Below are 14942 nucleotides of genomic sequence, written 5' to 3' on the forward strand. Positions count from 1 at the left end.
AGGAATATCACAATGAGCTCGTTATCGATCCGACGCTACATCATGCCGGTCATGGTTGCCGCCGCCCTGGTGGCCCTGGCCCTGGTTACCCTGTTCCCGAGCAAGACCGACTCCCTCAAACAGAGTCGTTCAGCATTGGCGACCTTCGAACGGCACGTCACGGAAACGGCACAGCCGGCCGAACAAGCCTGGCTGCAATTCAAGCAACAAAGCGCCGTTTATGTTCAAAAAAAGGATTTTCACGCCCTTTACCAGGCGGCCAATCAGACCTACGACAGCATCGACAAGGTCGGCGTCACCCTCGCGGCCATTCCGATACCCAAGCTTCACAACACCCATGCCCGTCAGGCCGCCTGGAAGGCACTTGAGGATACGCGCGCCAAATACACCATGCTGGCCGCCGCGGCGCAGGTCTGGATCAAAATGGCCGGCGTCGGGCAGCTCACCTCGGATGAGCTCATCGCCATTGAGGGTGTCGAAAAGCAGGCCGCTAAATACCAGCGCATGATCCCCGGCGATTTTGCACTCGCCCACAGCGCGCTTGAGCCACCGACCTCGCCCTGATCGGCCCCTCGACAGATACCCGTAGGCCTCGTGGTTCGACGCGCGCTCGCACTGGCGGGATGAATCGCCTATTCTGATCGACATCCCGCCAACGAGAACAGGTGCAATGGCGTCAATTATAAATATAAACAATAAGTTGTCAGATACAATCAATCTTGTATCTGAAGTTATTTTGGGTAAAGAACCCACCATCGAACTCGCGCTGACCTGCTTGCTCGCACGTGGCCATTTGCTCATCGAAGATCTGCCCGGCATGGGCAAAACGACCCTGGCCCACGCCCTCGCGGTCACCCTCGGCTTACGCTTCCAGCGCATTCAATTCACCAGCGATCTCCTGCCGGCCGACATACTCGGTCTCTCGATTTACGATCGCGAGCGCGGTGATTTTCGCTTTCATCCTGGCCCGGTTTTCACTCAATTATTGCTCGCGGACGAAATCAACCGTGCGACCCCCAAGGCGCAAAGCGCCCTGCTGGAGGCCATGGAAGAACATCAGGTCACCCTCGACGGCGAAGCCCGCCCACTGCCCGAACCCTTCTTCGTGGTTGCTACCCAAAATCCACTGCAGCAGCTGGGTACATTTGCGCTGCCCGAATCCCAACTCGACCGGTTTCTCATGCGCCTCAGCCTGGGGTATCCCGATGCCGCGGCCGAACGTGCGCTGCTCTCTGGACAGGACCGTCGGCAGAAACTGGAAACGCTGCGCCCCGTACTCACCGCCCCCGAATTGATCGCGCTGCAGTCGCAGATCGAAACGCTGCACATCGCTCCACCCATCCTGGACTATATCCAGGCCTTGCTGCTCGCCTCGCGCCGCGCCGAACAGATGCAGCCGGGCCTATCGCCACGTGCGGGTCTAGCCCTCGTACGCGCCAGCCGCGCCTTCGCCGCAATCCGCGGGCGCGACTATGTCATCCCCGAGGACGTACAGGCCATTTTCGAAGCGGTCGCCGGGCATCGGCTAGGCGCAACAGGCACCGATGCACAGGCTGCGGGAGCAATGTCCAAATGGTTGCTGGAACAGGTCGATCTGGTCTGAGCGTGACGCAGACCACGGACAGACGGGCGGGCCATTTTGCGCGATGGACACGCAAACGCCTCCGGATCACCGGCAACGCCGTAACACTCGAACGGCGCCGGCTGTTCATCCTGCCGACCGGCGCCGGACTTGGTTACGGTGCCATGCTCGCGGTGATGTTGCTATTTGCCCTCAACTACAACAACAGCATGATCTTCGCCGCCACCTTTCTGCTGGCAGGCATCTCGATCAACGCCATCTGGCAAACGCACCGCAACCTGCTCGGCCTCAAAATCGAGCTGATCATGCCAAGCACACCCTTGGCCGACAGACCGGCGACCCTCATCCTGAGCATCGGCCTTGATGGCAAACAAACGCATCCGGCGATCACCTTCCGCATCGTCGGAACCGAGCAGCGGGTACGCACGCATGACATCCACGCCGGCACACAGATTCGACTGGAACTACCGGTCCTGAGTCGTGGCCGGAGAGCGCTCCCGGAAATCAACATCAGCACGATCTACCCGCTCGGCCTCTTCCGCACCTGGAGCCTCCTGCGCTTCCCGCAGCCGCTACTGGTGGCCCCCGCACCGGCCCCACGCGGCCTGTATCAACCGCCTGGGCACAGTGGATCAGCGCAGGCAGACGCCGTCGCCACACAGGCAGACGAAGAAGACATTCTCGTCGGTCTGCGTCCCTACCAATACGGCGACCCCATACGACGCATCGCCTGGCGCGCCTCCGCACGCAGCGAAGCCTTGCTCAGCAAACAATTCCAGAGCGGCACACAGGCGCACACCACCTGGCTGCGTTGGACCGACCTGCCCGCCCTCGATACCGAAAAGCGCTTGTCTGTACTGTGTCGCTGGGTGCTCGACGCCGACGGCGCCGGTCACCCTTATGGTCTGGTCATCCCCGGTGCGGAAATCCCCCCAAACCGCGGCCCCGGACATCGTCGCCAGTGTCTCGAAGCACTCGCACGCTTCGAGCAGCCCGCGTGAGCACACAACACGTGAACAAGGGCCGGCGTCACACCGATCTGGCCGCACCCCTGCATACCGCGCTGTATGGTCTGCTGGGCAGCCAGATACTGATCGCCGCCCTGCTCTTCGGCGCCTTGCCCATCTGGGTGCCCGTCAGCGCAATTCTGATGTTCCTGACCTGTGGCTTGATCCTGTATCGCGGCTGGCCCCTTCCCGCCTCGATATTCCTCGTCGGACTCGGACTCTCCGCGATGCTTGGCGTCTGGTTATGGTTCCACACTCTCAATGGCGCATCAGCCGGGGTCTCGCTGCTACTCCTGATCGCCGCGATCAAGACCTTCGAAACCCGTACCACACGCGATCTGATGGTCGTCGCCCTGAGCGCCTATCTGCTGACAACCAGCCTCTTCCTGTTCGATCAAAGCATTCCACGCAGCGCCTTCGCACTGCTCAATCTGATCTGGCTGACCGCCATTTTGCAGCAGATGCAGACCCGGCAAATCTCGCTACCGCTTCGACGACATCTCGGGAGCGCCAGTGGGCGCATTGCCTTCGCCCTACCGCTGATGCTGATCCTGTTCGTCCTCTTTCCCCGCATCGAAGGTCCACTGTGGGGGCGCGTACCGGACCGACACAAGGCCGTGACGGGACTGAGCGACCACATGTCGCCCGGCGACATCTCGCAACTCGTGCGCTCACGCGCGATCGCCTTTCGCGCGCATATTCAAGGCCCCCGCCGCCACCGCGCGAGCGATATTGGCGAGCCTATGTCCTCGATCGATTCAATGGCGTCACCTGGCTTCCTCCGGCAAAACTCACATCGCCGACGGCAGAATTAAACGCTTCCGGGTCACTGACCCGCTATACGTTGCTGCTCCAGGGTTCCGGCCAGCGCGGTATCCCAACCCTTGGCCTGCCGATCGCGGCGCCGCCAGGCACCCGCCTCGTCTCCGGTTACACCCTGCGCGCGGATCGCCCCGTAAACACCGTACACAGCTTCCTGCTACGTGCCGCGCTGGGCCATTCCCATCTCGGGGCACAGCTGCCGACCGCCCGATTGATGCCCGATTTGAATCTCCCGGCAAACGATGCCCTGCAGGCCCGCGCGCTGGCCAAACGTTGGGCAACGCAGGACCCGCACCCCTCGGCGATCATTGCCCGCGCGTTGCGTTATTTCCACGACCAACCCTTTTACTACACCCTCAACCCACCTCGCCTCCAAGGCGATATCACGGACAGATTCCTGTTCGATACGCGCCAGGGGTTTTGCGAAGACTACGCCAGTGCATTTGCCGTACTGATGCGCGCCGCAGGTATTCCCGCCCGGATTGTGGTCGGCTATATGGGTGGCAGCTGGAATTCCACATTGCACTACTTCACCGTGCGCGATGCCGACGCACACGCTTGGGTCGAAGTGTGGCTACAGGGGCAAGGCTGGGTACGCGTCGACCCGACCGCAGCCGTCGCGGCCTCCCGTATCGAGGCTGGCGCCGGCGCCACCGCAAATGGCGGGCTTGGGCTCAGCACCGCAAACCAGGGCTGGTTCCCGCAATGGACCCGCGCGCTGCGCTCGGGTTGGGATACCGCCGGCTATCTGTGGGACACATGGGTGGTTGCCTTCGGCCCCGCAGAACAACGGGCGCTGCTGCATCGGCTCGGCCTAAAGGCAGACTGGGGCGCCCTCGCACGATATCTCGCCATCAGCTTCGGCCTGCTCGCCGCAATGGGCTTCGTCTGGACCTATTGGCGTCAACGCCCGCCCGTACTTCCCCTCGATCAACGCCTTTACCGACGCTACCTTCGGCGACTCAAACGTCACGGCCTGCGCCCATTGCCCGGCGAGGGAGCCCTCGACTTTGCCCTGCGTATCGGCAGACACTGGCCCGCCCACGCGCAAGCCGCGCTGGAAGTCGCCAGACGCTATCACGAGGTACGCTATGCACCCGTCGGCCCCGGAGATTCCTTGGCAAAACGCCTCGCGAAATTACGCAAGGCCACCACCGCTCCACTGACCACGTCCGGCACGTCCGGCACGTCCGGCACGTCCGGCAAAGCACCGAACACCACCCAGAAACCCGATACCGCTATTCGCTGAACGGCAACCTGACGATCGCTAAAGCGGTCCATGACATCACTCGGCCACCCAACAACAGAACGGGACAGCCGGATACGCTCTAACGGCGACTCCCCTCAAACGAAAACATTTGCGGTAGTGACCACGTCAGATTCAACTAGCGCCTTCAACAGAGACAAGGCTCCGGAAAAAATTGCCGTATAAATCACGCGATATTTCAACGGGACATGACAACATCGGAGGAAGGTGATACGCGATCCCTGTTATCTTGTTCAGACGTTCTTTGCCTATATATTTCTTAATTCCCTATTTGCTCAATCAACATCCGCGGCAAGGCACGGTTAAAGTCTAGATGAAGACTTAGCGTCCGCCGACGAGTCGCCGACCGCCCGAATTACCCGGCCCACCGTCATGCCTTGAACAAGGATCGAGAACACCACCACGAAATATGTGAGGGTCAGCACTAGGCTGCGTGAGTCGCCAGCGGGCAATGACAAGGCCATTGCCACTGAGATGGCGCCACGCAGCCCACCCCAGGTCAGGACCTGAATCGCGCCTTTTGATTGCGACGTCACCCAACTGAGCGGCAACATGATGCCCGTAACAGTCAACCAGCGCGCCGCCAGCACGATTGGTATCGCGAGCGCTCCTGCCATCAGCCATTCATGCTGGATCGGCAATACGAGTAGCTCCAGGCCGATCAAGAGAAACAGAACGACGTTAATAACCTCGTCGATCAGCTCCCAGAACGTGTCGACGTGTTCACGCGTCTTCTCCGTCATCGCAAATGTCCGGCCCCGGTTGCCAATGAACAGCCCAGCAACCACGACAGCTATCGGTGCCGACAGATGCAAGGCATCGGCCAAGGCATAAAGTCCCATGGCCAAGGAAAGGGTCAGCAGCACTTCGACCTGATAGTTATCCACACGCTTCAACATCTGGTAGGTGATGTATCCCGCCGCCATTGCCAAAACTAGGGCCCCCCCCACTTCCTTGACCAGCAGAATCCCCACTGAGCCAAGCTCAATCGACAGCGGTGTAGCGCCGCTCACTGCTGCACCGCCAGAACGGGCCAGTTCCAGGAGGATCAGGAACACAACGACGCCCAGCCCATCATTGAATAGCGACTCACCGGCCACCTGTACCTCGAGCTGCCGTGGCGCACCGGCAGATTTCAGTATCCCCAACACCGCGATGGGATCGGTCGGTGAAATCAGGGCACCGAACAACAGCGCATGCAAAAATGGAATGCCTAGGCCCAGCCAGCCAAGAACCAACCACGTCACCCCGCCGACAATACAAGTGGAGATGAGCGTCCCAAATACAGCCAGCAACGCAATCGGCAACCATTCACGGCCAATATCTTCGAGCTTCACGTGTATCGAACCGGCAAACAACAGGAATGCGAGCATGCCGTGCAGCACGACTTGATTGAAGTCGACCTGCGAGACCAGTGTCGCAGCCTGTTCGCGGAAACTTTCTGTGTAAGAACCGGCTAGCACCAACGCAAGTGACGCAACCAAGGCCACCAGCATGACGCCGATAGTGGTTGGTAGCTTGATATAACGATAATTGATATAACTCGAAACACCTGCGAGTGTAATCAGGATGCTGACCAGGGGAAAGAAACTCATACCGCATCCTCTTTTCAACATTTACCAGCGCTATGATGAGTGGTCAGCAGACTGACTCACTCACGGAAAAGACAACCCTGGGGCGATGGCCAAATTAACTGGATGCTTCAGGTCGGACATCATTTCGGCTTGATCGGATCGATGTTCGACATGACCAGCCAATCCCATGCAATTTTCTTAAAGCTCGCAAAGTGAATGCCATGTGCCTAATCCATAATTCACCGGTCTGCACAAAATATCACGCAGGCCGGTGAATGCCGACATTAGCACGCATTTTCCGCGCCTCCCGGCATTTTGTGACATGATATCCCGATGAAAATGCTGCAACTGCTATTTCGACTCGTCCATGGATTGATGGCATTTCTCTTTGCCTGCGCCGCACTCATGCTCATCACAATTGCCGCGCGCATGGGATGGGTGGCCTTCACCAGTGGCCTGAACGGCGCGACCGCGCAGGCGATCATCGAGGCCGTGGGCTTGCTAGCTGCCGCGGTTGTCGCGTTACAAATTGCCGAGACCATCTTCGAGGAAGAGGTCATTCGTGACGCCGATATCAGCGCACCTACTCGCGTACGGAGATTCTTGTCAAGATTTTTTGTAGTCGTCGTGGTCGCACTCGCCATCGAAGTCCTCGTTGCGACTTTCAAAGCCTTACACGAAAATCCGGCACAACTGACGTATGCGGCGAGCATCTTGGTTGCCGACGGCGTACTGCTTGCCGCCTGGGGCCTCTTCGTACACCTCAATCGTTCTGCCGAAGAATTGGAGCCTGAGGCGATGGCCGATGCGAAGCGGGAAGACAAAAAATTCACATCCAATGCACGCTGACCCTTCCATCGGATAAACCGCTTGAGCCCTTCGTCGATGGCTCATGGCAAACGTGACAGACAGGGAAAACGGCTACCTCGCGCCCGGACACCTGCCGTTAAATCTGCGATGGCATGACTGGTTGCCAGGGCTCGAAAATACGCATCAATATGCCTTGCAATTAACATCGCATTAGCGATGGCAGGATACAGAAAGTGAAAATGCAGGCCAAATCGTCAGCGTACCAATCGGAATGCGCATGGAAACCAGCGATTCGTTCAAGTAAGTGAGCGTTTTGGCACCCCTCGCACCAGACTCACAAAGTTGAAAGGCATTCTTTTTTGAACGCCAACTTCACGCAAACGTTCATGTAATTCGGCAAGGGCGATAGGCGTATCTTCCACAATTTGGCGAAATGGCTTCCACGGGAGACGCGGAAGCTCACGATGATATTCAACAGACCCGCACGGGCTTGCCAATCACATCGCCCTGGGCGTAATCCACACCCAGCTCCCGCAGCTTGGCCAGAATAGCCTCGTTCTCGGTAAATTTTGCAATCGTTTTCTTACCCATCACATGCCCTACTTCATTGATGGACTTGACCATCGCCAAATCGATGGGGTCATCCATAATATTCGCCACGAATAAACCAGAGATCTTCAGGTACTCGACCGCCAGCGCCTTCAGATAACCGAATGAAGATAAGCCGGCCCCGAAATCATCGATGGCAAAACGGCAGCCCAATTCCTTGAGGGCGTGAATAAATTTATTGGTATTGGCAAGATTGCTGATTGCCGCCGTTTCCGTTATCTCAAAACAGATTTTATCAGGCGATACGCCATGCTTGCGTAGCTCCGCAAGCGTGAAGTTCAAGAAGCCGTCGTCGCCCAGCGCGGGCGCGGAAAGATTGATGGTGAACAGGGAGGCTTCTTTAAATTGCTTCGGGTTGTTATTGAGCCATGCAAGCGCCGTACTGAGAACCCACTGATCCAACTGGATCGATAGGTTGTAACGCACGGCGGCTTTGAGAAATGTTTCTGGCAGGATGATCTCTCCGTCATCGTCTTCCAGGCGCAGCAGGAATTCAAAAATGGGTTTAACGTCATTTGTAGCGTCGATGGCAACGATCGGCTGACAATCGAGGTGAAAGCGGTTTTCTTCCAGGGCGCTATTGATCTTCATCACCCAGCGCATTTCCCCGTGGCGGACCGACAGCGCAAGGTCTTGCTCGTGGTAAATATGAATGCGATTTCTTCCCGCTTCCTTTGCCGCATAACAGGCGGCATCCGCGGCCTTTAAGGCCACGGTCATGTCGCCGGTATCTTCGGTAATTAACGCGACCCCAATCGAGATCCCCACCGTATACGGTTTTCCTTCCCACATGAATCGGTACTCGGCAATCACTTTCAAGAGGGTATTGGCGACACGACCCGCCTCCTCAATATCGCAGTGCTCCATCAGCAAGCCGAATTCATCTCCACCCAAACGAGCGATCGTATCCCGCTTCCTGACATGTTCCTTTAACAGTGCAGCGATCTGCTGTAGCAATTCATCACCAGCCAAATGTCCGCAGGTATCGTTGATCAGCTTGAATTGATCGAGATCGAGAAAACACAAGGCATGTTGAATATTGCTTTCTTCGGTGCTCTCGATCACCCGCGCCAGGCGATGCTCGAATTCCCGCCGGTTGATAAGCCCGGTCAAGGAATCGTGCCGCGCGAGCTGTTCCAACTCGCGGGACATCTCATGGGCCTCGGTGATATCTCTTAACGCCACCACTGCCCCGGTCACGCCCTCATCTTCGATGAGAGGCGCTACTGTGAAAAAGGCAGGAAACGAGGTGCCATCCTTGCGCCATATCACCTCGTTATCCCCATGGTAGCTTTCACCTTGGGTGAGGCATTTGTATAGAACACTCTCCTGCCATGGATAAACCGTGCCATCGATATGTGTGTGATGGATCAGGTCGTGTACCCGCTTCCCGGACAGTTCTGCTTGCGTGTATCCGAGGAGTTCCGTGAATTTCGGGTTGATGAAGGTGCTGTGCCCTTGCTTGTCAACGCCATACATCGCCTCTCCCGTCGATGCCAGCAGAAGTTGCAGGTAATTCTTAGTCTTTTGCAGTACTTGTTGTGCCCGATTGCGCTCGGTGATATCGATGAAGGTCACGACCACCCCTTCGATCTTGTTGTCCTCCGTCCGATAAGGCAGCACACGCTGGAGATACCAGCGGTCATCTTCATGGCCGATCTGCTTTTCAATTGGCGTGAGTGTGCGCAATACGACATCGGCATCAGCCTGTAAGGTCGAATTGTGAACCCGCTGCGCAATATCGCCTATCGGACGCCCGACATCCGATGCAATCAGATTGAAAATCTTACTGATCGCAGGCGTGAAGCGCTTGATGCGCAATTGCGTATCCAGAAACAGCGTGGCGATGTCCGTGCTGGTCAGCAGATTCGACTGATCATTATTCAGATCTCTCAGTTCGTCCAATTTGTCCTGCAGCTGGTTGTTGACGGTCGCCAATTCCTCATTGAGGGATTGCAGCTCTTCCTTGGAGGTCTCCAGCTCTTCATTCGCCGACTGGAGTTCCTCATTCATCGACAGAATTTCTTCGTTATAGCTTTTCAGTTCCTCATTCGAGGTTTCCAACTCTGAGATTGTGCCCTGCAGTTCCGCCCGAGTAGATTGTAATTCCGATTCCAGCTGGCCCAGAAATGCCTCATCGCCGATCCCCTCACCCTTAATCCACTCGTGCTCCAACCGGCTGGTTGCCTCGACATCGGCAAAGGTCGCCAGCAACAAGCCTTCGGCCTCCTGTGGCGCACTGACCGGCAACACCGTCAGCGCGATTGGGTAGTAGGTCCCATCGCGCTTGACACGCGCCTTGAGGGTAATTTGCTGTGCTTGCTGGAGTGCCATTTTTACGGCATTGCGCAATGCCCCGCGCAGCCCGTCGCGGATCATGCTCATCAGATCCTGCGTCATGTCACCCGTGGTCAGTTCCAGGTAAGGGCCTGACGGTCCGTGCAAATAGAGTATTTCGAACTTGCGATTGAACAACACAGCAAACGGTGCGTAGTGTTGTAACAACAGCGCTTGCGTCACGTTGCCGAAATTGACGGATTTGACCGATCTCGGCTGTATATTTTGCCGATCAACCGAGGTAGGTCTTGCCCTTCCGTTACTCACCGGGAAATCGACCTTATCCCGCCGCGTCGGCCCGAGGCGCTGATACACCCGCAATTTTTTGGAAACAGGCTTGAACAGGTCTTCTTGTTGTCCGATCGTCTCGGAAGCACCCAGAAACAGGAACCCGCCTTCGTTGAGCACGTAATGGAACAATGAGATCACTTTCTTTTGGACTTCGGGCACAATATAGATCAACAAGTTTCGACAGCTGATCAAATCCAGTCTTGAGAACGGTGGATCGCTGATTAGGTCCTGTGCCGCGAACACCACACAATCGCGCACCTGTGTGGAAACTTCGTAGTTGTTTTGACCCACCTTTCTGAAAAACTGTCGCAAACGCTCGGGCGAGATGTCGGCGGCAATATTTTCGGGGTAGATCCCGGCGCGGGCCGTCGCCAATGCTTCCTCATCAATGTCCGAGGCGAAAATTTGGATCGTGCGGGGTTTTTGCAGTGCCTGAGCTTGTTCTAGCAGCAGGATCGCTATCGAATAGGCCTCTTCACCCGATGAACAACCGGGCACCCAGACGCGTATGGGCGCTTCAGGCTTTTTCTCCTGTACCAACTTGCGGATGACCTCCTGCTCAAGCAGTTGGTTCGCCTCCGGTTCGCGGAAAAAACGCGTGACGCCAATCAAAAAATCCTTACGCAAGCGCTGGGGTTCGTGCTCATCCTCCCGTAGAAAGCGCAGATAATCCCCGACTTCCTCGATATGATTGAGCCCCATACGTCGTTTGATGCGACGGACCAACGTACCGGTCTTGTAATAGTGAAAATCATGTTTGGTACGCTCGCGCAGTGTCGCCAAAATCAATTCAAGTAGATCCGGCACGTTGTCGTTGAGCGTCTCCGGTCCGATGAGTCCGCGCGCGTGTTGCAAATAATCGATCAGAACAGCCGGCATTTCCGCCACGGGCAGAACATAATCGATCAGGCCTGTATCGATAGCGCTGCGCGGCATACCGTCGAACTGTGCCGTCTCCGGAGACTGGGCGATGGCCATGCCCCCATGACCCTTGATGGCCTTGAGCCCTAAAGTACCATCACGACCAGTGCCGGAGAGGATGATGCAAAGGGCCTTGGCCTCCTGATCTTCCGCCAGCGAACGGAAGAAGAAATCAATCGGTAGACGATGACCATGTGGCTGGGCCGGTGCGCTCAAGTACAACACGCCGCTGCGAATACTCAGGTTCGTATTCGGTGGGATCACATAGACATGATTGGGCTCGATCGCGATCTTGTCCTCGACCTGCGCCACCTTCATCGCTGTGTGCTTGGTCAGAATATCGGCCGTGAGACTTTCATGCTCCGGGGCGAGATGCTGTACCAGCACAAAAGCCATTCCCGAGTCGGCAGGCATTGCCGAGAAAAATCGCTTGAAGGCATCCAATCCGCCTGCAGAAGCACCCATCCCGACGACGGGAAACGGAAGCGGGTTGCTTACCTTGCGGGTGTTCGACGAGGGTTTATGGGCAATGGTTTTCTTGCGACTAGGCCTTGATGGCATGCAATAACCCCCTGTGCCCTATGGCGTAGGGCACTTCTACGATAAGTATAGGTTTACATACCAAGCGGTGGCATGCCCATTAACTTTGCCCAGATGCCCAGATGCCCAGAGGAAGAGTGTACCCCTTTGAACAGCCATCCCTGGTGACTGTTTTTAGTCGGCTATCGCGATTGAACCAACGCTGCATCGAACGGCCATTTGGGGAAGTCGACATCGCACGAACGAAACACAGGCAGAAAAAGGCCCGCATCTGCGGGCCAAACAATCGGCAAGCCGACCGGAGTGCGCATGAAAACGAACAATCAGTTCAAGCGGACTGTGCCTGCTGTGTGTTGACGTCCTGCTTGTTCTGGTAGTCCTCGATCGCGGCCTTGATCGCGTCCTCCGCCAACACCGAACAGTGAATCTTCACCGGCGGCAACGCCAGCTCTTCGGCGATCTGCGTGTTCTTGATCGAGCCCGCTTCCGCCAGCGTCTTGCCCTTGACCCATTCCGTCAACAGGCTCGAACTCGCAATCGCAGAACCACACCCGTACGTCTTGAACTTGGCGTCCTCGATCACGCCCGATGCGTTCACCCGGATCTGTAGCTTCATCACGTCGCCACACGCCGGGGCACCCACCATGCCGGTCCCCACGCTCGCGTCGCCCTTGTCCAGGGTGCCCACGTTACGCGGGTTCTCGTAGTGATCTATTACCTTGTCGCTGTAGGCCATCTTCAGGTCCTCCGTTCTATCCGTCTCGCTGCCTTAGTGCGCAGCCCATTGAATGCTTTTGATGTCCACGCCGTCCTGGTACATCTCCCACAACGGCGATAGCTCGCGCAGCTTGCTCACCGCGCTACGTACCTCGGTAATCGCGTAGTCAATCTCGGCGGCATTCGTGTAACGACCGATCGAGAAGCGAATTGAGCTGTGCGCCAGTTCGTCGTCGCGGCCCAGGGCGCGCAGGACGTAGCTCGGCTCAAGACTCGCCGAGGTGCATGCGGAACCCGAGGAGACGGCCAAGTCCTTGAGCGCCATCAGCAGGCTCTCGCCTTCAACGTAGGCAAAGCTGACGTTGAGTATCCCGGCATAGCCGTGCGCCATGTCGCCGTTGAGATACACTTCTTCAAGGTCGTTGACGCCGTTCCACAGCCGGTCGCGCAGCCCGCGTATCCGTTCAAGGTCGGCGCCCATCTCTTCACGCGCTAGCCGCGCGGCTTCGCCCATGCCGACGATCTGGTGGGTCGCCAGGGTGCCAGATCGCATCCCGCGCTCGTGACCCCCGCCGTGCATCTGCGCTTCCAGTCGAACACGCGGCTTGCGCCGGACGTATAGCGCACCAATCCCTTTGGGACCGTACATCTTGTGTCCCGATACGCTGACCAGGTCGACTTCCAGCGCCTGGACGTCGAGCGGAATCTTGCCTGCAGACTGGGCGGCGTCTACGTGTAGCAGTACGCCACGGGCCCGCGTCAATGCCCCGATCGCGGCCAGGTCCTGGATCACTCCGGTCTCGTTGTTCACGTGCATCAGCGAGACCAGTACGGTGTCTTCGCGCAGCGCGGCCTCAAGCTTGCCTTGGTCGATCAGACCACTCGGCTCGGGATCAAGATAGGTCACTTCGTAACCTTCTCGCTCCAGCTGCCGACAGCTGTCGAGCACGGCCTTGTGCTCGGTCTTGCACGTCACCAGGTGTCGCCCTTTGCGCTGGTAAAAATGCATCGCGCCCTTCAGCGCTAGGTTGTCAGACTCGGTCGCGCCGCTGGTCCATACGATCTCCTTCGGGTCGGCATTGAGCAATCGCGCCACTTCAGCCCGCGCATTCTCGACCGCCGCTTCCGACGACCAGCCAAAACTGTGGCTGCGCGACGCCGGATTACCGTATACACCTTCCCGCGTCAAATACCCGCACATCAAATCCGCAACACGACCGTCCACCGGCGTCGTCGCCGAATAGTCCAAATATACCGGTACCTTTACTACGTCCATCGGGATACTCCGCATCACGCGGCGGAACGACGGTAGGACATAAACTGGCGACGTCCGGCCTTGTCCTGGCGCTCGGCGATGGCCTGCACGTCGGGGCGATTGGCGAATTGGGCCAGGGTAATGCCGTCGAGGAAGCTGTAGAGGCGATGGCTGAGATCATCCCAAAGCTGATGGGTCAGGCAGCGTTCGCCATCCTGACAATCGCTCTGGCCGCTACAGCGAGTCACGTCGACGGATTCGTCCACGGCCGAAATGATCTGGGCCACCGTGATCTGATCGGCGGGTTTCGCCAGACGGTAACCGCCGCCAGGACCGCGCACGCCCTCAACGAGGTGTTCCTTGCGCAATTTGGCGAACAGCTGTTCGAGATACGAGAGTGAGATGCCCTGGCAGACGGAGATGTCCGCCAGTGTCACCGGCCCTACCTTGTCATGGATGGCGAGATCCATCATCGCAGTGACCGCATACCGGCCTTTCGTTGACAATTTCATGGTCAGCCGCCTTTGTCTGTGTGTGACGGGAACTCAGGATAAATCCCGAGTTAGCTAGTAGGTTACTCTAGATTACCCGACTGCATCAGTCAACAATTAGCACGCGACGGTTGGCGCTTTACTCGGCGGCCGGAATGAGCGGTTCGGCAATCGCATTTCGTTCAGCCGAAAAGCTATGCCCTTGCCCCAGGCAATAGTGCAGCCAACGATTGAGAAAGCGATTCGCCGACCAGCGCACGCGCAACTCGCCCGCACCACCCGCGCGGCTGAAGGCTTGATGGTCGACCGCCCCGTTTCGATGTGCCAGGAGCACCTCGGCCTGGCGAGCATCGTGATAGATGCGCACGCTGAGCGATGGCGTGGTGGCCTCGCCATCGGATGCCACGTCGAATCGGTGCGTCAGCTCAAGGCTACTGGTGTAGCGTGTATGCTCGATCACGCTCAGATACAGGCGCGGCGCGCCATCTGGATACGACACCCGCAATTCGCCCTGCGCCGGCAGCTGTGGGCACAAGCGCCGGAGGGCGATGTAATTTTGCTCATAGAGCTCCATCAGCGATGCAAAACTACGCGGCGCGCTGAAGAGATGCCCAGGGTATCGTCGCTGGATGAACATGGGCCGAGAATAGCACAGGGACAATCGCGCACGGATTTGCTAACGTCCTCATAGCCTCTCCCCACGGATCGGGTAATACCTC

11 protein-coding genes and 1 pseudogene are annotated in these 14942 nt (G+C 57.6%); 6 read left to right on the plus strand and 6 right to left on the minus strand.

Going from position 1 to position 14942, the window contains the following annotated elements:
• The first annotated feature begins 12 nt into the window (after positions 1–12).
• From BI364_RS09260 to BI364_RS18655, 5 genes and pseudogenes are all read left to right on the plus strand, one after another.
• Entirely contained in the window at positions 13–564 is a 552-nt protein-coding gene (locus BI364_RS09260; RefSeq protein WP_070078496.1) for a hypothetical protein, read from the plus strand.
• 106 nt (positions 565–670) lie between these two features.
• Positions 671–1603 (plus strand): AAA family ATPase, encoded by a 933-nt coding sequence (locus BI364_RS09265; RefSeq protein ID WP_070078497.1) that lies wholly within the window; start codon positions 671–673, stop codon positions 1601–1603.
• Between the two features lie 2 nt (positions 1604–1605).
• On the plus strand, positions 1606–2583 hold the full coding sequence (locus tag BI364_RS09270; protein WP_197495655.1) for a DUF58 domain-containing protein: 978 nt from the start codon (positions 1606–1608) through the stop codon (positions 2581–2583).
• Between the two features lie 128 nt (positions 2584–2711).
• A pseudogene (locus tag BI364_RS18650) lies at positions 2712–4006 on the plus strand (transglutaminase family protein); the annotation flags it as partial.
• Between the two features lie 282 nt (positions 4007–4288).
• Positions 4289–4660, plus strand: a complete 372-nt coding sequence (locus BI364_RS18655; RefSeq protein ID WP_233279622.1) for a DUF4129 domain-containing protein — start codon at positions 4289–4291, stop codon at positions 4658–4660.
• Between the two features lie 320 nt (positions 4661–4980).
• Here BI364_RS18655 and BI364_RS09285 read toward each other — a convergent pair whose 3' ends face one another.
• On the minus strand, positions 4981–6273 hold the full coding sequence (locus BI364_RS09285; RefSeq protein ID WP_070078500.1) for a cation:proton antiporter: 1293 nt from the start codon (positions 6271–6273) through the stop codon (positions 4981–4983).
• Positions 6274–6585: 312 nt separating this feature from the next.
• Here BI364_RS09285 and BI364_RS09290 point away from each other — a divergent pair, with 312 nt between their 5' ends.
• Complete coding sequence (locus BI364_RS09290; RefSeq protein ID WP_070078501.1) at positions 6586–7101, plus strand: hypothetical protein; 516 nt, start codon at positions 6586–6588, stop codon at positions 7099–7101.
• A gap of 432 nt (positions 7102–7533) precedes the next feature.
• On the opposite strand, the gene BI364_RS09295 is transcribed toward BI364_RS09290, so the two are convergent.
• The 5 genes from BI364_RS09295 to BI364_RS09315 form a co-directional block, all read right to left on the minus strand.
• Positions 7534–11781 carry a chemotaxis protein CheB gene (locus tag BI364_RS09295; RefSeq protein WP_083251286.1) on the minus strand — a complete coding sequence of 1416 codons (4248 nt, stop codon included), beginning with the start codon at positions 11779–11781 and terminating at the stop codon, positions 7534–7536.
• 307 nt (positions 11782–12088) lie between these two features.
• Entirely contained in the window at positions 12089–12496 is a 408-nt protein-coding gene (gene iscU, locus BI364_RS09300) for a Fe-S cluster assembly scaffold IscU (RefSeq protein WP_070078503.1), read from the minus strand.
• Between the two features lie 33 nt (positions 12497–12529).
• Positions 12530–13753, minus strand: coding sequence for an IscS subfamily cysteine desulfurase (locus tag BI364_RS09305; protein WP_070078504.1), 1224 nt, complete (start codon positions 13751–13753; stop codon positions 12530–12532).
• A gap of 14 nt (positions 13754–13767) precedes the next feature.
• A complete protein-coding gene (locus BI364_RS09310; protein ID WP_070078505.1) occupies positions 13768–14244 on the minus strand; it encodes a Fe-S cluster assembly transcription factor in 477 nt (158 codons plus the stop codon).
• 118 nt (positions 14245–14362) lie between these two features.
• The gene (locus BI364_RS09315) at positions 14363–14860 is read right to left on the minus strand and encodes a DUF1249 domain-containing protein (RefSeq protein ID WP_070078506.1); all 498 of its coding nucleotides are present in this window, start codon (positions 14858–14860) and stop codon (positions 14363–14365) included.
• Positions 14861–14942 lie beyond the last annotated feature (82 nt).

Origin of the sequence: Acidihalobacter yilgarnensis, from assembly GCF_001753245.1 — a bacterium.
Taxonomy (GTDB): Bacteria; Pseudomonadota; Gammaproteobacteria; order DSM-5130; family Acidihalobacteraceae; genus Acidihalobacter; species Acidihalobacter yilgarnensis.